At 49.8% G+C, this 22013-nt stretch carries 13 protein-coding genes and 2 pseudogenes; 5 read left to right on the forward strand and 10 right to left on the reverse strand.

Going from position 1 to position 22013, the window contains the following annotated elements; all coding sequences use genetic code 11:
- Nucleotides 1–8: 8 nt before the first annotated feature.
- Complete coding sequence (locus tag C5523_RS05590) at nt 9–1247, reverse strand: IS110 family transposase (RefSeq protein WP_108700727.1); 1239 nt, start codon at nt 1245–1247, stop codon at nt 9–11.
- Nucleotides 1248–1667: 420 nt separating this feature from the next.
- Complete coding sequence (locus C5523_RS05595; protein ID WP_255423377.1) at nt 1668–2531, reverse strand: LysR family transcriptional regulator; 864 nt, start codon at nt 2529–2531, stop codon at nt 1668–1670.
- 324 nt (nt 2532–2855) lie between these two features.
- Between C5523_RS05595 and C5523_RS05600 the strand changes: the two are divergent.
- Nucleotides 2856–3651, forward strand: a pseudogene (locus C5523_RS05600) (SDR family NAD(P)-dependent oxidoreductase).
- A gap of 265 nt (nt 3652–3916) precedes the next feature.
- Here the strand turns inward: C5523_RS05600 and lpxP are convergent.
- A complete protein-coding gene (gene lpxP, locus C5523_RS05605) occupies nt 3917–4825 on the reverse strand; it encodes a kdo(2)-lipid IV(A) palmitoleoyltransferase (protein ID WP_108700729.1) in 909 nt (302 codons plus the stop codon).
- Between the two features lie 573 nt (nt 4826–5398).
- On the opposite strand from lpxP, the gene C5523_RS05610 reads away from it, so the two are divergent.
- Nucleotides 5399–5632, forward strand: a complete 234-nt coding sequence (locus C5523_RS05610; RefSeq protein ID WP_065370677.1) for a hypothetical protein — start codon at nt 5399–5401, stop codon at nt 5630–5632.
- A gap of 19 nt (nt 5633–5651) precedes the next feature.
- On the opposite strand, the gene C5523_RS05615 is transcribed toward C5523_RS05610, so the two are convergent.
- The 3 genes from C5523_RS05615 to cspF all read right to left on the reverse strand — a co-directional run bounded on the left by C5523_RS05615 (nt 5652) and on the right by cspF (nt 14842).
- Nucleotides 5652–14234 carry a glycoside hydrolase family 94 protein gene (locus C5523_RS05615; protein WP_108700730.1) on the reverse strand — a complete coding sequence of 2861 codons (8583 nt, stop codon included), beginning with the start codon at nt 14232–14234 and terminating at the stop codon, nt 5652–5654.
- Between the two features lie 155 nt (nt 14235–14389).
- A complete protein-coding gene (locus C5523_RS27610; protein ID WP_318533185.1) occupies nt 14390–14554 on the reverse strand; it encodes a YnfU family zinc-binding protein in 165 nt (54 codons plus the stop codon).
- A gap of 75 nt (nt 14555–14629) precedes the next feature.
- Nucleotides 14630–14842: a cold shock-like protein CspF gene (gene cspF / locus C5523_RS05620; protein ID WP_105694466.1), complete on the reverse strand. Its 213-nt coding sequence runs from the start codon at nt 14840–14842 to the stop codon at nt 14630–14632.
- A 280-nt stretch (nt 14843–15122) separates the two neighbouring features.
- On the opposite strand from cspF, the gene C5523_RS05625 reads away from it, so the two are divergent.
- Entirely contained in the window at nt 15123–15341 is a 219-nt protein-coding gene (locus C5523_RS05625) for a cold shock domain-containing protein (protein WP_007374827.1), read from the forward strand.
- A 433-nt stretch (nt 15342–15774) separates the two neighbouring features.
- On the opposite strand, the gene C5523_RS05630 is transcribed toward C5523_RS05625, so the two are convergent.
- The 4 genes and pseudogenes from C5523_RS05630 to C5523_RS05645 form a co-directional block, all read right to left on the reverse strand.
- On the reverse strand, nt 15775–16002 hold the full coding sequence (locus C5523_RS05630) for a hypothetical protein (RefSeq protein WP_065370175.1): 228 nt from the start codon (nt 16000–16002) through the stop codon (nt 15775–15777).
- Nucleotides 16003–16670: 668 nt separating this feature from the next.
- Nucleotides 16671–16937, reverse strand: a complete 267-nt coding sequence (locus C5523_RS27220; protein ID WP_155525388.1) for a hypothetical protein — start codon at nt 16935–16937, stop codon at nt 16671–16673.
- Between the two features lie 629 nt (nt 16938–17566).
- Nucleotides 17567–18677, reverse strand: a pseudogene (locus C5523_RS05635) (IS3 family transposase).
- An 817-nt stretch (nt 18678–19494) separates the two neighbouring features.
- The gene (locus tag C5523_RS05645) at nt 19495–20949 is read right to left on the reverse strand and encodes a PLP-dependent aminotransferase family protein (RefSeq protein ID WP_223878770.1); all 1455 of its coding nucleotides are present in this window, start codon (nt 20947–20949) and stop codon (nt 19495–19497) included.
- Nucleotides 20950–21020: 71 nt separating this feature from the next.
- Here C5523_RS05645 and C5523_RS05650 point away from each other — a divergent pair, with 71 nt between their 5' ends.
- Both C5523_RS05650 and C5523_RS05655 read left to right on the forward strand, forming a co-directional pair.
- The gene (locus C5523_RS05650) at nt 21021–21455 is read left to right on the forward strand and encodes a GNAT family N-acetyltransferase (protein ID WP_108700732.1); all 435 of its coding nucleotides are present in this window, start codon (nt 21021–21023) and stop codon (nt 21453–21455) included.
- A 28-nt stretch (nt 21456–21483) separates the two neighbouring features.
- On the forward strand, nt 21484–21918 hold the full coding sequence (locus tag C5523_RS05655) for a carboxymuconolactone decarboxylase family protein (protein WP_039077671.1): 435 nt from the start codon (nt 21484–21486) through the stop codon (nt 21916–21918).
- The last annotated feature ends 95 nt before the right edge of the window (nt 21919–22013 follow it).

Here is a 22013-nt window from a genome sequence, read left to right on the forward strand (position 1 = left end):
CAAGCTTTCTACGGCATTAGTAAGGGCGATTTTCGCGCTTCCAGTGCCAGCAAATATTTCGCTTCGTCATAACGGGTTCTGGTCTTCCAGCAGCGGTAAATAATCCTTATCCATTTGAATGCCAGAGCCCGGATTGCAGACTGGTGAGATTTTCCTTTTTCTCGCATCCCCTGATAATACAACTTGGCCCAGTATGATGAGTTAACCGTCTTGGCAGCCCATTCGATAAAGGTTTGTCTGACGAACTTGGCACACTGCCATCTCCAGTGAACCCAAGATTTTTGACCGCTTCGCTCGGTTACTGGCGCGATGCCAACATAGTTTTGAATTTCTTCGGCGCTGTTAAAGCGGTCGCGGTTATCACCGAGTGCGGCAAGCATACGCGGTCCCATACACGGCCCCATGCCTGGAAGTGATTTGAACAGTTCAGCATCTGGCAATGGGTCAAATAGCGTTTCAATGCGTTCGTCATAGGTTTTGATGATTTCACTCACGACTTTAATTTGTGTCGCCAGTGCTGTTGCCATCAAAGCATTAGCTTCTATAACACTCGGGTCTGCAGTCAATGGGATCGCGTTATTAATACTTGCAACACGTTGCTCGGTGAGGGCTGTTGCGCGGCCACCTTTGGCATTCAGAAAGTGGCGAACGGTGTCGCGTCTGGCTCGTTTCAGTTTTTGCAGACTGGGCCACCGTATAATCAGTTCACACAACAGCAAACTACCCCGATGTGAGAACCATTCAAGGGGTTGAGGATAATACTGCTTAAGCGTGTTAATGAGCCGATTAACAAAGCGGCGTTTGTCTTCTACCAGCAGTCTACGCTGCTCCACTAGTTGTAGAAGTAAACGGATATCAGCATTGTCGGGTTCGATGGCTTTTATCTTTTGGGGATAGCGAAGCATCAGATCTAACGCTAACTCGGCATCCTGCGGATCATCCTTCGCACCACTTGGCCAGAAGGTCTGCCGATAGCGGGCCAATGATAACGCGTGTACAGGAAAGACAGTAACAAAGGGGTACTTCTGGAGAGCATACACTACCGGGCCTTTCTTGAGTTCAAGGGCGATAGCGATCCTGCCTCTGACCTTCTGGTGCAACTCATTGAGCCAGGTATCAAGCGCTTCCGGGGTATGTTTAATCACATGGAATGTGCGCTCACCGTTTTTAAACTGAACGCAGACATCGTGCTTTCTATCCGCCCAGTCCAGACCAACATGAGCAGCAAACTGATCTATAGCAGTCATCACCAACTCCTTTTAACCGGGGATTGGTATGCATTCCACGCTCTTCGAAAGAAATATAGCCAGCAGTTTATCTGCATGCCCTGAGTATTCGTTAGCGAACGTGGAGCACTTACTGGCTCGAAAGCAAAGCGGCAATCATCAAATCACATGATTCTGGCACAATATTCGTAACCAGTAAGCGCATACCCTGAATCACTTAAAAGTGTAACCCTCAGGGTTCGAATGACTATACCTGGCACAGAGCGGACAAAACGACTGAACCGATGGGCCGCTATGAGCGAGGAGCGGAAGTCCAAACTTCCTGTCACACCCCGCATATCTCGTTTTGCCTGTGCTGCTTTGGCACCGCTAAAGCGATGGGTTGTTGCAACATCAGCAAAGATGTTGCCATCGCTACCTCTGGTAATGCGATTTTTTTGGCTAGATACGTAGCGGAAGTTTCTGAGTAAAAAAATCTGTCGCGAGCCGCACGCGGGTGGAAATGAACCGACGCTTTGGCCAGACAAGATTGACGTCCTGGTTTTCATTGACGAACTCATCCAGCACCGTGATCACATCGGCATGCTTCAACGCTTCAACAAGCGACGCCCGGTAAAACATACCAATCCCCACACCCGCCTGCACACCTGCCAGAATGGTTTCGGCACTATTCGACGAGAGGTTTCCGCAGACGGGGACGCTGAATCGGCCTGCTGGTCCTGTGAATGACCACTCCGTCATCTCGCCATAGACCAGGCAGTTGTGTTCGATGAGATCGGCGGGCGTACCGGGTATGCCGTATTGGGCGAAATAGTGGCGGGAGCCCGCACAGATTAGGGAGGTGTTGCCGACGCGGCGGACAACAGAATCAGGGTCGTTACTGGGGCTTAAGCGAATCGCCAGAACGATGCGATCTGCAACCATATCTCTTAGCGTATCGGACAATACCAGATCGACCTTAAGACCCGGATGGCGAGACAGCAGTTCGGGGAGTAGCGGCAGCACATGCAAGCGACCAAAGGTGGAGGGCGCGGCTATCCTGACCAGGCCTGTGACTTCCAGCGTGCTGCTGGCGAGTTCATTATCGGCAATGTTGATCTCATCAAGCAGCGGTCTCGTGCGCTCATAATATTTCTGCCCCTGGTCTGTCAGCGTCACTTTACGTGTGCTGCGATGGAGCAAGGCAACGCCGAGACGTTTTTCCAGGGCATTCACTGCTTTACTGATGGATGACTGCGACTCGCCCAATATTCGCGCGGCAGCCGTGAAGCCGCCAGTTTCGACCACAGCGATAAAAGCACTCAATTCCTGAAAGCGATCCATTCTATTTTGGAATTAATTTTATGAATAATTTGGTAATTATCATCCACAAAAGAATTGATTACCATCTTTTCCACAACGGCACAGGAAGCATGAATGCAGCCCTTTACAGGAAACGTTTTTGACCATGTGAGTAAGTCTGTCCTTATTCTCGTTCGTTAAAACGATAAAGCATCCGCTTCCCGTCATGCCAGCCCGTCACCGGGCAGGCGCACTATACCGTTACACCCTTTCTGGCCTGTTCGGTACAAGTCGATGCCGCAAATCAGGCCGACTGAGAATTAATCCCATGAGCAAGAGATAACTGACATGCATATTGAACTGAAAAACCGCACCGCTATCTTGACTGGCTCCACCGCAGGCATTGGCCGCGCAATTGCAGAGGGGCTGGCCCGAGCAGGCGCATCAGTCGTTATTAATGGGCGCTCGCGGGAGCGCGTGGAGGCAACATTGCATGAAATGCGTGCGCTGCTGCCTGGCGCAGCCCTCAGCGGAGTTGTTGCGGACATCAGTACTGCCCGGGGGTGTGCGGAGCTGGTCGCCGCTGTACCAGAGGCCGACATTCTGATTAATAACGCGGGTACGGCACACCCTAATGGTTTCTTCGAGCAGACCAACGAAGAATGGCTGGATTTGTTTCAGACCAACGTATTGAGTGCGGTGCGTTTGTCGAGACATTACCTTTTGAAAATGAAGGCCGTCGGCTGGGGGCGCGTCATTTTTATCAGCAGCGAATCGGCGTTGAATATCCCGAAAGAGATGATTGATTACGGTGTGACCAAGACGGCATTGCTGGGCGTGTCGCGAGGACTGGCTGAACTGATTGCGGGTAGTGGCGTCACTGTTAATGCGGTTTTGCCTGGTCCGACCCGCTCTGAGAGCTTATCGGCATGGATGGAGGCGTCTGCGCAAGAACAAGGAATTTCACCGGCCCAGGCTGAGCAGGATTTTCTGAAAACGATGCGTCCTACCTCTCTCCTTGAGCGTTTCTCCACCACCGATGAGGTCGCGAACATGGTGGTTTACATCGCGTCGCAGCAGGCATCCGCAACGACGGGGGGCGGCTTTGCGTGTCGATGGCGGCGTGGTGCGCACCCTTGTCTGATGCGGTTAAAGGAAAAAGTGATGGACGCTGAATCGGGGAATAATGTCGGCACTGCCGCCAGGTGAGATAACTTGTTTCTTGGTCGCAGCCGCGGCGTGCTTCGCTAAACGCCTGAAATAAAGCATGTCTTTAGTGAAAACATCCGGCCGAGTTCAGTATCCTGGCGAAATACCGGGGGGACGTATCACCGGGAATTCATCATCTCAGGTTTCACAAATAAGTTCGTTGACAATAAAAAGTTATATCTAACAGTTAATTGATGTTCTTATTCGTATAAAGAAGCCTCGCCTTCCGGACGGGTTTTAAACCGGCGATGCATCCACAGGTATTGTTCAGGGGCGCGGAGGATTTCATTTTCGATGATTTTATTCATATAAGTGGCTGCGACGACCTCGTTTCCCTCGGGGTAGCCTGATAATGGATTACTGATATACATCCGATAACCTTTTTTATCGCTCCGTCGGATCATACTCAGAGTGATTAAATCTGCACCAGCAAGTTTTGACAGTGCATAAGTTCCATTAGTCGTGGCTGCATTTTTTACGGAGAAAAAGGGGGCAAAAACGCTGCCCTTAGGCCCATAATCCTGATCGGGTGCAAACCATACAGCTTCACCGGCCCTGAGTGCATGGACAAAGCCAGATAAGTTACGTCGATTAATCATGGCTTTATTTGAGCGCATACGTCCTTTTGTCTGAACCCACTCCATTAATGGATTATTATGTGGGCGATAAGTTGCCATCATCGGATGACATAACCCCATGACTCTTCCGCATAATTCAAGAGACATGAAATGAACGCCGACAACCATTACTCCTCTGGTTGCATTGGTCAGGTTTTCAATTCCTTCGACATCAAACCATTTTTTGACTCTCGCATCATTCCAGAACCAGGCCATACCCGTTTCCATTAGTCCCAGACCAAGAGAAACAAAATTTTTATTAACCATCTGGTTTCGGGCAAATGATGTCATTTCGGGAAAGCAGAGTTCAATATTTCTAATCGCAATTCCTTCCCGGCGTTTCAGAAAGGGTCTCGAGAGTTTTCCAAGGCCAGAGCCCAGAATATGTAATATGGGGTAAGGAAGCTGAACGATAAGCCATAACAGGCCCAAACCAGACCATGTAAGCCAATAACGAGGATGAAGTAAATGATTAGTAAATGGTTGTGACATAATTTTCCTTGATGCAATTGAAGGTAGTAACGCATAAGGAAAAAATGAGAAATTCGTCTTTAGCGATACACATCATGTTAGACAGTTTATGTAGATCTAAATTCAATAAATAAAATTATTTGTCAGCTTCTGGTCAGAAATCCAGAAGAGCTAAGCGGAAATGTCAAATCAGTGAAATTTTATCGGTGAAAAATAAACCTTGCTATTGCTGGTGTCCGATAAATTATCCTCTGGATTTTTTATGCTCTCAAATTCAACAGGGTGAAGACGAATATGGGTAAAAATATAAAATAACTTGTAATCGTTTTTTCTGAATAATCAGCCTGGTTTGAAACATATCCCTGAAACTTGCCGGAAAACGCCTCTTTCGTAGTGTCTCAGTATCTGAGTGGTTCTGTGCGTAACATGAAAGGGGGATGAGTGATTGTTTATAATAAATAATTCTCTGCAAAATTTAAGGGTTATTATCTGCTCTCATACAAACATGGCGGTGTTGAGTCGCGAACATTTATTACTGAATCAGAAATTGAATCCCTGATTTATGATACAATGTCCTTCCATGAGAAATTTATGATGAAATCAGAAGACACCCTTGACTGGTATCCGGCACAGTTACCACCCGTGAAAATAATCCTTGGTGAAGCCGTGCTGGCTGTAGGCAAACAGGGCCGGCCAATCAACACCCGAACCTTACTTGAATATCTGCAGGTGATGCAGGGCAGGCAAAAAAGACGTGATGATAAAGTTGCCATGCAGACCGCAATTGATGTTCTCAGGGATAATCAGCGCATTAACGGCAGGCGTTAATGCGCATGTTAAGTCAGCGTCAGTTCTGAATGATTTCAATCGTATGATTTTGTCTGTCGTCCAGCAGAGGAATTCTGTCGTCAGGCAGAAGATGACCATCCAGAGTGACCTGATACTCGCCATCGCCACGTGAGACATTAATCTGATAATGGCTTTCGCCGTATTGGTATGTCATAGAAAAAGATGGCCACTCATCAGGCAACAGTGGATGGATAGTGAAGGCGGTACCGGACCGTTTTATTCCCAGCAACTCCTCGGTAAGAAGACGCCAGGCCCAGCCAGCTGAACCGGTATACCAGCTCCAGCCTGCTCGTCCGTTATGGGGAGCGACGCTGTAGACATCGGCGCTCATGACATAAGGCTCGGCTTTATAAATCCCGACCGAATCGGCATTGAGGGTATGATTTATCGGGTTGAGCATGGACCAGAGTTGCCAGGCGCGTTCGGCGTTGCCCATGCGGGCAAATGCCATCACAGCCCAGATGGCGCCATGTGTATACTGCCCCCCGTTTTCCCGCACACCGGGCAGGTAGCCCTGTATGTAACCCGGATTTGGACCGTGGCCATCGAAAGGAGGCGTTAACAGCTTGATCAGTCCCTTCTCGTTATCCACAAGGTGTTTATCCAGCGCCTTCATTGCCTGCACGCAGCGGCCCGGCATTGCGGCCCCGGACAATACAGACCAGCTCTGCACAATCGCATCAATACGGCAGTCCTGCGAAGCTTTCGACCCAAGGGGAGTACCATCATCAAAATACCCGCGTCGGTACCATTCACCATCCCAGGCGTGGGCTTCGAGATTATGTTGCAGGCGCAGGGCCTGCGAGCGACACATCAGGGCGATACTGTCGTCCTGCCTGCGCTCCGCCAGTTCCGCGAATCGCTGTAAAATGTCGTACAGGAAGAAGCCCAACCAGACACTTTCACCTTTACCTTCAATACCAACCCGGTTCATCCCGTCATTCCAGTCACCCGCCCCCATCAGCGGCAGACCATGTTCTCCAAACCTCAGCCCATACTGGATAGCCTTGACACAGTGCAACCAGAGTGTCTCTTCGGTGCCGCTGATGACCGGCGTGTCATAGACAGACTCTTCGCAAGGCTGAAGCAGACGTCCTTCCAGATAAGGGGTACGTATTTCCAGAACATCTTTATCCCCCGTCGTTTCAACATAGTGGCAAACGGCAAGCGGAAGCCAGAGGTAGTCATCGGAACAGCGGGTACGTACACCGTTACCGTGAGGCGGGTGCCACCAGTGCTGTACATCACCCTCGATAAATTGCCGTGATGCACACAGTAATATCTGTTCACGCATCCGCTTCGGATCGGCTTGGCTCAGTGCCAGCGTGTCCTGTAACTGATCGCGAAAACCAAATGCGCCGCCAGACTGATAGTAACCACTTCGGGCCATAAGGCGACAGGCGACGGTCTGATACAACAGCCAGCCATTAACCAGTAAATTTACGGACGTGTCGGGGGTGTTAACCACGATTTTATCGAGCACGTTATGCCAGTGGTTGTGAACCCGGTTCAACTCCTGACGGACTGTGTCCTCATTAAGATAATGTGCCAGCGTCTCCTGAGCGCGTGCATGATTCTCATCTGCGCCGAGAATAAAAATAAATGTCCTCTGATCCCCATCAATTAAGGTAACCGTCGACTGTACCGCCCCGCAGGGGTCCAGACCGGCTCCCGTTTTGCCTGAAAGCCTGCGCATTTTCAGGGCACAGGGATCGTGCAGGGAACCATTACGGCCAATAAACTCTCGACGGTCGCCTGTCAGCGAACAATCATTACCGCTGACGGCAAAAAAGGCAGTGCGACCGCCACCGTTATCACCGTAAAAATTGTTCGCCAGCACCCCGCAGCCGTGAGGGATAGTGGCTGCCTGAGTCACAATATGGGGGGCTGAGCGGGTTCGCGATTCTCCGAGCGTCCACTCTACATAGCCAGTGACGGAGAGTTTTCGTGTCCGTCCCGAAGTGTTACTGAGTGTGAGGATCGCCATTTTGACCGGTGCCTCTTCGGCGACCAGGATAGTCAGCTCACTGTCTATACCTTTTTCCCGGTGGGCAAAGACACTATAGCCAAAACCATGGCGGGTCAGGTAATCGCCTTGTCCGCGAACGGGCAAAGCCGTTGGTGACCAGCACTGACCGCTCTCTTCATCACGCAGATAAAACGCTTCGCCGCTGCGATCGCTCACCGGATCGTTTTCCCACGGCGTTAAGCGGTATTCATGCGCATTTTCATACCAGGAGTAGGCCTGTCCCGCATCTGAAATCACGCTGCCAAAGCGGGAATTTGCCAGTACGTTTGACCAGGGCGCCGGTGTCAGCGCATTTTCCCGCAGGACAATCTGATACTCCCGACCATCCTGTGAAAACCCACCATACCCATTGAAATGGCATAATTGACTGATATCCGGGTTCCAGTCCGTATGTTGGTTACGCTCCCGCACAGCACGTGGAGTGAAGGTTGTGACCGTGGGTTTCAGGGGATGAACGCGCTGGTTAAGCTGCTCTTTAATGCCACCTGCGCGGTCATCAAGATAAAGACAGGCCACGCTCATCAAAAGCAACTTATCCTCAGCGGAGAGATGCTCGCCATTACGGACGAAAAGTCCACCCGACTTATCCAGCAGACTGGCCTCAGACCCGGCATAAATTAAATCCATAATCTGATTTTGTAATCCCTGCTGGTAGCCGCCCGGGCTGTTATTGAGGATAACCAAATCAACATTCAACCCTTTCTGTCTCCAGTACCGGTGTGCCTGAATCAGTGTGGTAACGGAAGCGATACTTTCCTCGCTGGTAATACTGAGCAGCACTATCGGCAGATCACCTGATATAGCCCAGCCCCACAGACCTGACTGACCACGCCGGTTTCGGCTGATCGCCGAACCTTCGGCACGCAGCTCCTGGACTGGGTAAAGCACTGCGCTGGCGAGCCGATTAAACAACGTGGCATCATCTTCACTGGCGTTCATCTGACGTAATACCACCAGGCTGTGAGACCATGCCAGTTCAAAGACGCGATCAGCGATAGGGTAATCGCGGTATTTTTCCAGCAACGCCAGACTTTGCTGGCGGGTATCGCTAATGCCGTAAATGATATCAATCGTGACCGGCTGCCCCGGCTGTAGAATGATGGTGTGGCGTATCGCCAGTACAGGGTCCAGTACTGACCCCGATGTATTGCTGAGCGCACCTTCGCTCTCTAATGCGATGGCATTAACAGGGGTTCTGCCGCGGCCAAGAAATTTTGCCCTGTCTGTTTCAAACGAGACGTCATGACGTTTACCATCATGTACGACCATCATGTGAAACAGACAGGGGCTCGGCTCATCCGGCGAGCGCGGGCGGCGGTGGCAAAGAATAGCGTCACGCTCAGGATCAAGCTCAGTCTGAATAAACAAATTACTGAATGCCGGGTGTGCCAGATCGCTGGCATTGAGTGCCAGTACCACTTCGGCATAGGTTGTCAGTTCCAGAGAGCGGGGCTGGCGGCCACGATGAATCAGGGTGAGCCGCCGCAGTTCGATATCATCCTCCGGGGAGATCACAACCTGAGTTTTGACGCTGAGCCCCCCGAAGGTACGTCTGAATTCAGCGCTAGAATCAGTAAAGATTACTTCCTCGTCATGTTCGCTGACGCTACCTGTCGGTTGCCACGTATTACTCCACACATCCCCTGTCTGAATATCGCGGATATAGCAGAATGTTCCCCAGTTATCGCGGGTGGTATCACTGCGCCAGCGCGTAAGCGCAAGATTATTCCAGCGACTGTAACCTCCACCACTCGCTGTCAACATCACATGGTATTGGCTGTTGGACAGCAACTGAATATCCGGAGCTGGTGTGTCCACTCCGTTTAATATTCGTGGTTCATAGCGAACGGGTTTGACCCTGCCTTCATGAGATTCAAAATGACGGCGTGGGCTGTAGAGATCGACCGCATCCGGCACGCGCTCCTGTAACAGGAGACTCGCTGACCGGAAAACCGTACTGGACATGAATCGCTCAGTCATGGGGGCGTCAAGCAGCACATGGGCAAGTGCCTGAAAAGCCATGCCCTGGTGATGTGCCATCCACGACTGTACCACCGCATAGAGCTGACCGGTTGCGAGGCGTGAGGGGGTATAGTCCAGCGCTTCATAAAAACCGTATTCGCCATGTGCACCATTTTTTTGCAGTCTGACCAGATTCTCACAGGCTTTCTGTGGTGAAACGAGCAGTGCAAGCAGTGTGGCGTAAGGGGCGACAACCATGTCATCGGCAAGTCCCCTGCGCAGACCGAGGCCTGGCACGCCAAATGCCTGATACTGATAATTATGCTGGACATCAAAAGCATGATAACCAGACTCTGATACGCCCCACGGAACCCCGCGTTCTTTCCCCCAGTGAATCTGGCGCATTACCGCCGACTGACTCATCTCTTCGAGCAGACTGCCAGGCCAGGTGGGCATCACCAGATTCGGCATCAGATATTCAAACATAGAACCGCTCCATGACATCAGGGCAGTTTCATTATCAATGGCGGTGAACAGTCGACCGAGCGCATACCAGCTTTTAACGGGTAACTGATTGGTCGCGATGGCGAAAAAGCTGGTCAGACGGATTTCAGATGGCAGGAGATCATAATGGCTCTTGTCAGGCGTATTCGTGTCACAGTTATAACCGACGCTGAGCAGACTGGTTGCTTCGCTGTACAGAAAGGCGAAATCCATCCGGGCATGCTCATTCAGTCGCTGCTCAAGCTCGGTGATAATGTTCAGCCGCATTCGGGCCTGCTCCATCGCTGACGCCGGAGGTGTTCCCTTACCGGTAAATGTCGCACGTGCAAGCTCGTTCAGTGTTGGCAGCGTCTGTTCGTTCCAGGATGCAGGTAACCAGCCAAGCAGCATCGACCACTCATGGCAATGCTGAACCAATTGATGCACCAGATGACCTGCCCAGCGCATCTGAAGGGGAGATCCCTGATGGCATTGCGTGGTCAGGTGGTTACACTGGGTGCGCATGTTTTTCAGCTCACTGAAAAACGCCTGCGCAGAGAGCGACACCGCGTTCTGGCACTGTTTGCGTAGTAGTCGCAGGCTGTCAGGCGGGTTCTGCCCCCACTGTTTTTCCAGAATATCCAGCGTATCGTTCAGCCCTGACAGTATTTGTTGGCTGTCTGAAACAGGCTGATGACGCATGGCGGACAGCCCTTCACGCAGTGTTAACAAATGCCCCGCCATGTTGCCGCTGTCGACGCTCGAGATATAACGTGGGCTGAGAGGGGCCAGCGTGCGGGTGTCATACCAGTTGTAGAGATGGCCCCGGTAGTGCTCCATTTTATCCAGCGTATCGAGCGTGAGCGATACGCGCCGTAACACTTCTCCGCCGGGCAGGTAGCCAAAGTCCCATGCCGTCAGATTAGCCATAAGAGAAAGGCCAATATTGGTAGGGGAAGTTCGATGGGCCACCGCCGGTTGTGGTATCTCCTGGTAATTATCAGGCGCAAGCCAGTTCTCTTTTTCTGTGGCAAAGGTTTCGAAAAATGCCCAGATTTCGCGGCTTGTCTGGCGTAATAGCTTTTTTTGTTCCTGATTGGGCGAAAACACCTTACGCACGGGCTGGCGACTCAGCCAGCTCATCAGCAGCGGCGCCAGACACCATATCAAAGCGATCGGCAAAGCAATCGGCAGCAGTTGCGGTGCCAGGTGCCCGGTCAGTATTGTCAGTGCCACGCCTCCTGCAACATTCAGCCACATCGCCTGATAAAAATGCGCAACAGTGGGAGTGGACTGAGTGATGTCCTGGCTGTGACTGACCCACTGGCTGAGATGTCGTCTGCTGACGCCCAGTCGCCATAGCGTCACCGCAATCGCCTTGAGCGAATATCCGACTTCGTGCGGCTGTGTCGCGAAATTAAGGCCGATACCAGACAGACGCTTTAGCGCGCCAGTTCCTGCCAGTAGCAGATGGGGCTTGAGACGGCGACGCAGAGGTTTATGCAGAAGATTATGGGATATGCTGACCAGGGCAGGTAGCAGCCATATCAGCGTCAGTACGCCAAGCCAGTAAAAGGGATTGGGTACCCAAAGCAGAGTGAAGAACAGCAATACCAGTAGAGAAGGGGCCACCAGACTGCGACGCAGATTATCAAACAATTTCCAGTAAGAAAGCGCAGACAGCGGATTCCTGATCCGGCTGCCATCGGCTTTTCTGACGCGTGATCTCAGCCAGTTAAGCAGTTGCCAGTCGCCCCTGATCCAGCGTGAACGGCGCGCAACATCTGACAGATAATTATTAGGGTACTGCTCGTAGAGTAAAACTTCACTCAGCAGACCCGAACGTGCATAACAACCTTCAAGCAGGTCATGGCTGAGAACCAGATTTTCCGGGCAGGCGTTGGCTGTGGCTTGCATAAAAATATCGACATCGTAAATCCCTTTGCCCACAAACGAACCTTCCCCGAAGAGATCCTGATAGATATCTGAAGACATCATCGAATAGGGGTTATTGCCCGGTACGCTGCTGCGCAGGGCGGCGTAACGTCCCTGACCGTTGCGTGGTATCTCCTCTGCAAGACCGGGTTGCAGAATACCGAATCCTTTGACTACCCTCTGGCGTATCGGATCATACTCAGGCGTATTCAGGGGATGCGCCATTGCTGCGACCAGTTTGTGTGCCGTATCGCGGGGAAGCACCGTATCACTGTCCAGGGTTATGACATATTTAATGTGACCCGGTAAAAGGTGCGCAGGCATGTCTGCAACGCTGACAAATTGCCCCCCTGGATGGCGCAACCAGTTATTCAGCAACGCCAGTTTCCCCCGCTTGCGTTCATAGCCCATCCACATTCCTTCCACGGGGTTCCATTCAGGCTGGCGGTGCAGGAGATAAAAACGTGGACGCCCGGAAGGGTAGCGGCGATTGAGCGCCTGCGTATCAGCAATCGCCTGCCTGAGCAGCGCGTGGTTTTCCGGGGAGGGTTCAGTTACAGAATCAGCGAAATCAGTGAGCAGGGCAAACCTCAGATTTTCGCTTTGATTACCCAGCCAGCAAACTTCAAGACTGGTGAGAAGCTGGCTGAAACTTTTGTGGCTGGTCAGCATGCAGGGGATGACGATCATGGTGGCGCTGTCAGCGGGAATGCCGGCTGAAAAATCCATGCCTGGCAATGGACGAGGAAGGCGAAAACGGGTGGTTGCGTCACTGAGTAAATCACTCATTAACTGAGTCAGAGCGATAATCAGAGGCAATGCTATCGCGATCAACAGCCAGTCTGCTCCCTGCAGGGCCGTTTCGTGCAATATTGCCGCTGCCGCTGCAGTGGTCAACAATGCCAGGCTTCCTGGCCATGACAGCAGGGTTATTCGGTTTAAACTGTGCCGCAAGCGTATGAGTCTTGAGGTATCTGCCAGCAGATGAATTTCCAGCTCCTCCCGACCTTCGCCCGCCAGATAATAGCCAACGTGATGTTCCTGTGTGTCGGGAGTTTTGCTCCCTGAAAGCGCCAGCACCCTGTCAGCAACCTCAGGCTCGCTGAGTCCACTGTCTCTGGCCAGGATCTCAACAACGTGGCGGTAATGATCACGGGTGTTGAAGTGCATCCGGGGATAGATACCGGCAGGATCATTGCGTAATGCCTGTTCGACGACACTTATCGTTTCGGCGAAATCTGCCCAGTCCGTTTCACTCAGTAATCGCAGACCCGCGATACTGTTACTGACAGATAGCTGGCTGGCAGCTAGCTGTTGATTGAAGGTATGTATGAGAATGTCTGTGGTGACGCCTTGCTCCCGGAGGCACTGATCAACCCAGGTAAGAGGTAACGACAGCGCATTACCATGCCCCTGCAGACGCCGCACCAGCTCTGCGACAAACGCACTGGTTAACGGAGGACGGGAGCGCGCCATATCGGCCACCACCATGATTAAATCACCAGGTGCACTCTCTGCACATTCGAAAATCCTGGTTATCCACGTATCCGCCAGGTTTCTGTCCTGCTGAGCTTTAACCACTTCCATGCTGACACGACGAAGATTTTCAATCAGCGCCAGGCGCAGCATCCCCGGTAAGGCCCAGACTTCACCTAATGTCAGTGGTGTCACCTGTTGATAGGCAGTGAGATAGCTGGTCAGGCTGGCGGTATCCCAGCGGCCATCACCATGAGCAATGGCCTCTGATGCAATATTGTAAATTCGCGGGCAATTCAGCGGAGACATCAGTGACGGAAGTCCTTTACCAAAGCTTTTCGGCAAGTGCTGGCGGACAGTACGGATTTGTTCTTCAATCAGGTAGTAATTGTCCAGCAGCCATTCCCCGGCGGGCATAATGCTCGTTTTTTTTCCGAAATTGAGTGCATAGCAGTTTTGGGTGATGACGGCCTCATTGTCGCCAAGTCTTTTCAGAAGGTAATAAGGAGGTTTATCCGGCGATAATTTATGCGTACGTGCCAGCTTCTGACCATAGCGTTCCATCTGGGCGGTCGAAAAGAGTTCTGATCGCGGATTGTTTTCTCCGGCAGGATCGTTGGCGGAAAACGTTACGTTTTCGGTGCCATTCATCGGAATACGGGAGCGGTCAAACCACGCCCAGGTTTTCATTTTCATAGAGTTGCTCTGATGCGACGTTAACGCGCAGGAGCAGTTGCGAAATCAGTTCAGAAACGTTCTCTCAGGATGGGCGTAAGGCATCAGGGATTTAACAGCTGCTGGATTTAACTTAAGTATAGGATATAGGCTCTGGACTGCCGTTTCTGGTTGAGCTAGCGTCGGGAGATAAACAGCGCCTTACATCCGGGGCAAAGCATGGCCTGATTACGCCTGATTTTTGACAGCGGTTGCGCTGATTTTAAACCACAAACAGGGCAGACGGCGGTCGACGTACCGCTTAAGAGTTTCATTGCGTAATTGATAACAGACATAACCATTAACCTTTCAATGAATAAACTTCACCGTATCACATGTGGTTAAGTTTTAATCTATTTATTTTGAGACACTCAAATTCAGGAAAGATAGATATTTGCAGCCACAGGGCCACTGAGACCGTTGATGCGACAAAATTCGATGCGGATCCCTGGAATGAGTAATTCTGATTCGCTGGAGTTAACGGCTGAAGTGTGGAGCAGAACGTCTTTTCGACCATCAGAAGGGGTGATGAGCCCTCTGCCACTGCGTCTGTCGAAACTTTTGACTATTCCTGTCATTTTACGGGACAAGTCAATTCCTTTTATTAAAAACACGGAATGACTATACCTTGAAATAAATTTAATGCCATTTTTAATTCTCTGTACAGGCCCTCTGGACGGCTAAAATATAATTTGCTTATTATGATTTCCCGTGTCTTAATGAACCTATCAGTTCGATGTACAAACGAACGTAAAACATTTTCCGGGCAGTCCTCATTACCAGGCGCTATCGCTGATATCCCCTTATTTTGAGTCCATACGTTTAATACTATACGTTTACAATTAATACTCATATATAACTGGAGTCAGTATGACCTCAAGAATTAAAGGCCTGGTAAAATGGTTTAACGAAGACAAAGGTTTTGGCTTCATCTCTCCTCTCGATGGAAGCAAAGATATCTTTGTTCATTTTTCTGCGCTCAATGGCGATAATTTCAAAACGTTATTTGAAGGGCAGAAAGTCGAATTTGCAATACACAGTGGCGATAAAGGCCCTGCTGCTGCAAATGTAATACTTTGCGATAAATAAATATTTGTGGAGCTGCGATAACGATGAAGGATTATTCCTGATATCAGGTAGAACATTTTATTGCACATAATGAGTGTGTTGAACGATATAGACTCTGTACTAGTAGCTATAGAGATGATGTCTTTCCGTATAAATCAGATGAGAGCTTAAAAAAGTACGTTAAAACCTTTGATAGCCTGCTTAACAAAGCAGGTTTTTTTTATTTATTTCAGCCGCAATTTTTAGAATACAAAAGGGTAGCCAGTCGCCATGATAATAACCCTCATTATCCATTGGTTTTGAGAAACTTTTCTGGCTAATACAATAAAAATAATAAACTCTACGAAACGCTAAAGGAATCACTGTCTATAAATCGCCTCGATACATATGGCGATTCAGTATGTGCCTGACATGAGTGATGAACTTCGCCCTTTAGTTGACCTGCTCGTACCGATTACAAAAATTTCTCAGCAGCTTTCAAAATCTCTTCTGAGGTAACTGCTCTGTTAATAGCGACACGAATCGCGAGATTAACACCAGTGAGCGAGCGAACACCCGCATACATTATGTTCAGGTTCGTTTTCTCACCGTTAAGGTATTCACATTCAACAGTATTCTTACCTGCTTCTATTTCAACGGCTTTTACTGGATGACAGTTGAAAAAAACCAAGACTTTAGACATGAATCGCTCCTTTACTATTTTCCCTGCATCAATCCAATAATAACTATACGATAGTTAATAATGACTTCAGGACTATGATAAAAAGGGGAACTAGTTATCAAGAAAAGATAACGCTCGTTTTTAAAAGGACAAATTCCACAAGACTTTAACTTTAATTTGACCTCCTGATCAAACCTACCATACAATAAGGCACGTGGTATGTTTTTGCGCAAGTGATATTGGTTACTTTCATCAATTGATTTATGCCAGCGCAAAACCTTAGCAAGTCTTTACGACTATCGATTTCAGATGCTCACACTGATACGTGTTCCCCTCCATGGAGAACGACACCATACCGGGTTAGATGAATTGATAACGCTGTGCTTTGTTACCACACAATATTTTTCTGTTATGTCATGTTGAGCAAGCATATAGCATGTGTACAACACACCTTTCAAAACATGTATTTTTGCATCCTGAGTGCCATCAGTAATCTGATGCCAGACGGGTGTTATTAAAAATTCTGTTACTGACATGGTTTTCCTTATGCAAGCATGTGTACTGTCTCTGGTAAATAGATGATTCATGATGAAAATATCATTTAATTAGTACGTGCACGATAGCTAATCTGATTCTTTACTTTCCAGTTTTTTCACAAATAATGAAATAACCGCCCTAAGGCGGTTATGCTAAAAAGGTTTTAAGGGGGGCTCCGGATCATTCGTGTCAGGAACATCAGGATCTAAAGGTTTTTCATCTGGTGGTAACCTTTCAGGATCATCGTGTAAAGGTCTATCTGATGGCAACGGATCATCGTAATTTGGTTGCTGAGACATACTACCTCCAGTATTTTTGAGATCTTGAATGAACTCCAGACCGCTATTTTTTATGGCGGTTGGGTTTTCTGTTGTTCGAAAGGCTTCGCTTATCTGACTCTGATTCTCTTTCTTTGTCACTGGAAACTTTCAAACCGAGCGTATTCATGGATAACTCCATTTTGATAGCTGTATTTTGCTGCCATTTAATAATAGGCACTCATTTTAGATAACGCGAGCGATACGGTTGGTTGGATTTTTAAAAAACTTACCATCAAAAACAAGTTCAGGCTCTTTTTTGATAGGTAATGAATGAATTTTAAATCAGGCATATGTCCTTCATTAATTTGATTATTTTTTTCTTTTCCATGTTTACAAAAGGATACTATGAAAAATCCTTGGCATTTACGCCTGGTTAAAAAAGGCTGGGTAAGTTTTTGTAAATTTTTTGTCATTGCAACCGTATAATTCACAAAGATGTTTTCTTTTAATGAATTATTTGCAAGGGAGGTTAATTATTGTTGTTTCATATTTGTCTTTATGAAAATAGGCATTTTCTCTTAAAAACATACACTGATTTCGTTAGAAAGTAACGGATAGTCATCTTTGTCTCCATTTTGTTTAATGGATGGATTTACTACCCATTGATTTTTTACTCACTGTCAACACTCCTCATGCATATACGCTTGCAGGCCTGTCAGTTGCTAAATGTTTGTTTCGATTTTTACTACCGTCGGCGAATATTTATGTTTACTGTAAGCACACCCGTTTTAGTTCCACGTACTTTTTGAGATTTCCAGTTTTTCAGCCATCAGCCGGTACTCTTCCGACGTCAGGTTGTTCAGGGATTCATGCGGCCGCTCGCTGTTGTATTCCACCAGCCAGCGCTCCGTAATTTCCCGCGCTTCATTCAGGGTTCTGAACAGATAAAAATCCAGAATTTCTGTCTGCCAGGTCCGGTTAAAACGTTCGATAAAGGCATTCTGTGTTGGCTTGCCTGGTTTAATAAATTCCAGTGCCACACCATGCTCTTCTGCCCACTGCGCCAGCGTCAGCGAGATGAGTTCAGGGCCGTTGTCCATCCGCAGTTTCAGCGGATAACCCCGGTTTGCCACGATCCTGTCCAGCACCCTGACCACCCGCTGTGCCGGGATATTCAGATCGATTTCTATTGCGAGGGACTCGCGGTTAAAGTCATCAACCACATTGAAGGTCCAGAACCGTCAGCCACAGACCAAAGCATCATGCATAAAGTCTGTCGACCAGCTCTGGTTAAGTGCTTCAGGCCTCACTAGTGGTGACGGGTTACGTACCGGCAAACGCTGCTTTCCTTTACGGCGAAAATTCAGTTTCAGCAGATAGTAAATCCGGTGAACCCTTTTATGGTTCCAGACGTGTCCCTGCCTGCGAAGTATCTGAAAAAGTTTATTAAATCCATACCGTGGATAGCGCTCAGCCGCCACGGTCAGCGCCATAATCACCGGCTCATCACGTCGCGTATCCGGCTGATAACGAAATACCGTCCTGCTCAGCGACATTGTCCTGCTGGCCTGGCGTAAGCTCATGGCAAACTGCGCGGTCAGATAGCTGACAAGCTCACGTTTTATCGCTGGTTTTAAAGCTTTTTTCCATGACATCTTTCAGTGCGCGGCACCCGAGACTCAGGTCGGCAAACATCTGTTTGAGGCGAAGGTTTTCATCTTCCAGATCTTTCATCTTTTTGATATCAGAAGCTTCCATACCGCCGAACTTCGCTTTCCAGTTGTAATAAGAGGCCTCAGAGATCCCGGCTTCGTGGCAGACATCCTTGACGGTACGTCCGGCTTCGACGGACTTCAGAACGGCAATGATCTGGTGTTCGGTGAATCGGGCTTTAAGCATGGCGATCTCCTCGGGGGACACAGTCAGTATGCCGGAAGATCTCTAAAAGTGAATGGGCCGGTTTGCAGGGATGCTTACAAGATACCCCCGTAAAGGGAAGTTCATTCTAACATTTGTAAAGTCCGCTTCACGCCCTGAGACATTCATAGCATTTACATGCTATACACAGAAAGATTTTTGAAGGACATAAACTAAGAGGTGGGCCTGCAAGATCTGCTACGAGTGATCAAAAAACCGAAAACTACGGGCATCTGGTATTCACTATTTGCATATACCATAGGTTGAATCGTAGGTTTAAATTATAAATTAATAAATATCTATATTAATCAATCGTTAAACACCAATGCATCATTGGGGTATGGGCGTCGAAATTCTCTAGTGTACTCATCAGCTTATGATGTCCATTTTCTTAAATTTTAATGAGTTAGTGATGTTTATTGTTCTCATTGAGTTTCACGTCTCATTGATTTTTATGAATGCCGGGGCATTTCATAAATGCGCAGATTGCATGATAACGGAGTCTGTGAGGGAGGAAAACCAGAGGGAAGGCCGCTGTTGTTTAAAACGAGGGAAATGATGAGGTCTGGTGACAAAGCTAAGGTTGATATTAGCGAAATTCGCGGGTTACGTGTCTCCTGTGGTGCGACTGGTGTTAAGTCTTATTTCTACCGTTACACGAGTCCTGTGACAGGAAAACTTGCTCGGGTCAAAATTGGCAACTTTCCGCAGACTGGACTGACCCCACCCCGGTAGATGATTCTGCCCTATAGTTTGAACATAGGGGAGCATATGGGCACACCACGATTTACACCTGAATTTAAGGAAGAAGCCGTCCGTCAGATAACAGCGCTGACAGCCGTTTCACCGCCGCATGTGCTTCTTGCGCACTGGTAAAATTGGTAAATCCCATCAATAGCCCGTTTTGCGGCGGGGTGCCTGCATCCCATTCACTGAGCGCCTTGACGCCCAGCCCTGCCGCCAGCGCCGCCGTTGCCAGTGCTTTATCGGATTGATGTTCATTCAGGTAAGCCAGAACCTGTATTCCCCCGGCCTGTGGCTGGATATGCAGAGATGAGCCGAAAACACGTTCAAGTGCCTCTACAAGATAACCGCGCCTGATGGCGTACAACTGACGCATTTTGCGCAAATGGCGGGCAAAATGCCCCTGCTGCATAAACGCTGCCACCATCGCTTGCGGCAGGATCGAGCCTGGCCCTGGCCAGTGATTAACGGCCTCGTCAAAGGTCAGTTGCAAAGAGGGGGGCACCACCACGTAGGCCAGGCGTAAGCCGGGAAAAAGAACCTTACTAAAGGTGCCGGTATAAAGCACACGTTGCTCATGGTCGAGACTTTTCAGGGCCGGGAGTGGGTGGCCGTGGTAGCGGAACTCACTGTCGTAGTCATCCTCTATGATCCAGGCGTTTTTTTGATTCGCCCACGCCAGCAATGCCAGGCGTCGGGGTAAGGACAGCGCGACGCCTGTGGGGCTTTGGTGAGAAGGGGTAACGACAGCAAAATGGGCGTTCGGTGCCAGTTGCTCCCCGGTGGCAACCTGTAGCCCCTCTTTATCTACCGGAACGGGGGTCAGTGTCATGCCCATTTGCTGCAAAAAATATCTGCCGGGAAAATAGCCGGGGTTTTCATACCAGCCTTCGTCACCGCTCCGTAAAACGGTGCGACACAGCAGTTCAAGCGCCCCCTGATAGCCGATGGTAATAAAGACCTGCTCCGGCGTGCAGGCGATACCGCGAGAGATGCCCAGGTAGGTGGCGATGGCTTCCCGAAGCGGCGCATATCCGGCCGGATCGGGCTGAGTCATCACCGTTGACTCAATCAGACGCAGTGTTTGTGCTGACAGGCGAGACCATATTTTCCGTGGGAACGCGTCCAGCGCCGGAACACCTGGCTGAAACGGTAAAATATTCCCCGTCAGGCGCGTCTGATACGCCTGTTCCTCAGAGGTTTTGCGTCCCCGCGGCGGACTTCCGGCGTTCGGCAGCCTCGCCAGTTGGGGGGAAACCTGGGTCCCTGCCGCTCCCTTCGTCACAAGATAGCCTTCGCTCACCAGCATCTGATAAGCCATTTCCACTGTTCCCCGGGCCACGTGAAGCTCGCTGGCGAGATTGCGTATTGATGGCACGCGTTCCCCAGGACGTAACCGACCGGCAGTGATGGCGTCGCGATATCGCTGATAAAGCTGCAAATAGAGCGGTGTGTCCGGCTGCCAGGTGGCTTCAGGCATCAGTGCTTTCACGGTTTTTGTCCTGGTCATTTAGATAATTCTTGTCACTGTAGCATAGGTCATTGCGGCGATATATTGCAGCCATCAGACAGGAGAAACGTATGGCGACATTTGAAGTACATAAGGTGGAAAGTGATCGGGCGCTCCATGCCGCGTACCTGGTCATGCGGGAGTTGCGACCACACCTGACCGATGCAGAGAACTTTATCACTCGCGTTCATCGCCAGGCTGAGAAGGGGTATTGCCTGTTGGGCGTCTGGCAGGAGCAAGAGCTACTGGCTCTGGCGGGCTACCGGATCTCTGAAAATCTGCTGTACGGGCGTTTTCTGTATGTGGATGACCTTGTGACGGCGCCCCATGCCCGCAGCCTCGGTCTGGGCGCGATATTAATCGATGCTCTGCGTGAAGAGGCGCGCGCTCAGACTTGTACTCATCTGGTGCTGGATACCGGTTTAGGTAATGCGCTGGGCCAACGTTTCTACTATCGACAAGGCTTGCTGGCGGTAGGTATGCACTTTCGCCAGTCCTTAATATGACGTTTTTTTAATAACCGGAGATAACCTGATGAGCACCCCACAACGTTTACCCTATTACACCCTTTCCGCGGAAGCGTATAACGGCTTTACTGCGACCAAAAAGGCGCTCAGTAAGAGCAGCCTCGGGAAAGCGCTGATTGAGTTAGTCTGGCTGCGCATCTCGCAGATTAACGGCTGCGCATTTTGCCTTGAGATGCACGCCAAAGCCCTGCGTGCCGACGGTGAAAGCGCTGCGCGGCTGGACAGCCTGGCAGGCTGGCGGGTCAGCGAATTATTTAGTGAACGTGAACGTGCCGCCCTCGCGTGGACGGAGTCGCTGACGCATGTCGATAAAACGCATGCTCCTGACGAAGACTATACCCCTCTGGCGGCCCATTTCAGCGAAGCTGAAATTTCCGATCTGACCTTTGCGATTGCACTGATGAGCGCATTTAACCGCCTGGCGATCGGTATGCGTCAGTAATTCGTATGTCCGGCTCAGGGACGTGCCGGAATGCGTACTCTGCATCTCAAATGCAGCCCATCCCCGACTCCCTGAGTCCGCTATTTTCGCCTGGC

The sequence above is a fragment of the Phytobacter sp. SCO41 genome (assembly GCF_003073275.1).
GTDB classification, from domain to species: domain Bacteria; phylum Pseudomonadota; class Gammaproteobacteria; order Enterobacterales; family Enterobacteriaceae; genus Phytobacter; species Phytobacter diazotrophicus.

Excerpts from the sequence above, each read along its gene's own strand:
- C5523_RS05615 (WP_108700730.1), bottom strand. The coding sequence starts at position 14,234 with ATGAAAATGAAAACCTGGGCGTGGTTTGACCGCTCCCGTATTCCGATG.
- C5523_RS05610 (WP_065370677.1), top strand. The coding sequence starts at position 5,399 with ATGAAATCAGAAGACACCCTTGACTGGTATCCGGCACAGTTACCACCC.
- C5523_RS05645 (WP_223878770.1), bottom strand. The coding sequence starts at position 20,949 with ATGACCAGGACAAAAACCGTGAAAGCACTGATGCCTGAAGCCACCTGG.
- lpxP (WP_108700729.1), bottom strand. The coding sequence starts at position 4,825 with ATGTCACAACCATTTACTAATCATTTACTTCATCCTCGTTATTGGCTT.
- C5523_RS05590 (WP_108700727.1), bottom strand. The coding sequence starts at position 1,247 with ATGACTGCTATAGATCAGTTTGCTGCTCATGTTGGTCTGGACTGGGCG.
- C5523_RS05630 (WP_065370175.1), bottom strand. The coding sequence starts at position 16,002 with ATGTCTAAAGTCTTGGTTTTTTTCAACTGTCATCCAGTAAAAGCCGTT.
- C5523_RS05625 (WP_007374827.1), top strand. The coding sequence starts at position 15,123 with ATGACCTCAAGAATTAAAGGCCTGGTAAAATGGTTTAACGAAGACAAA.
- C5523_RS05650 (WP_108700732.1), top strand. The coding sequence starts at position 21,021 with ATGGCGACATTTGAAGTACATAAGGTGGAAAGTGATCGGGCGCTCCAT.
- C5523_RS05655 (WP_039077671.1), top strand. The coding sequence starts at position 21,484 with ATGAGCACCCCACAACGTTTACCCTATTACACCCTTTCCGCGGAAGCG.
- C5523_RS27610 (WP_318533185.1), bottom strand. The coding sequence starts at position 14,554 with ATGGTTATGTCTGTTATCAATTACGCAATGAAACTCTTAAGCGGTACG.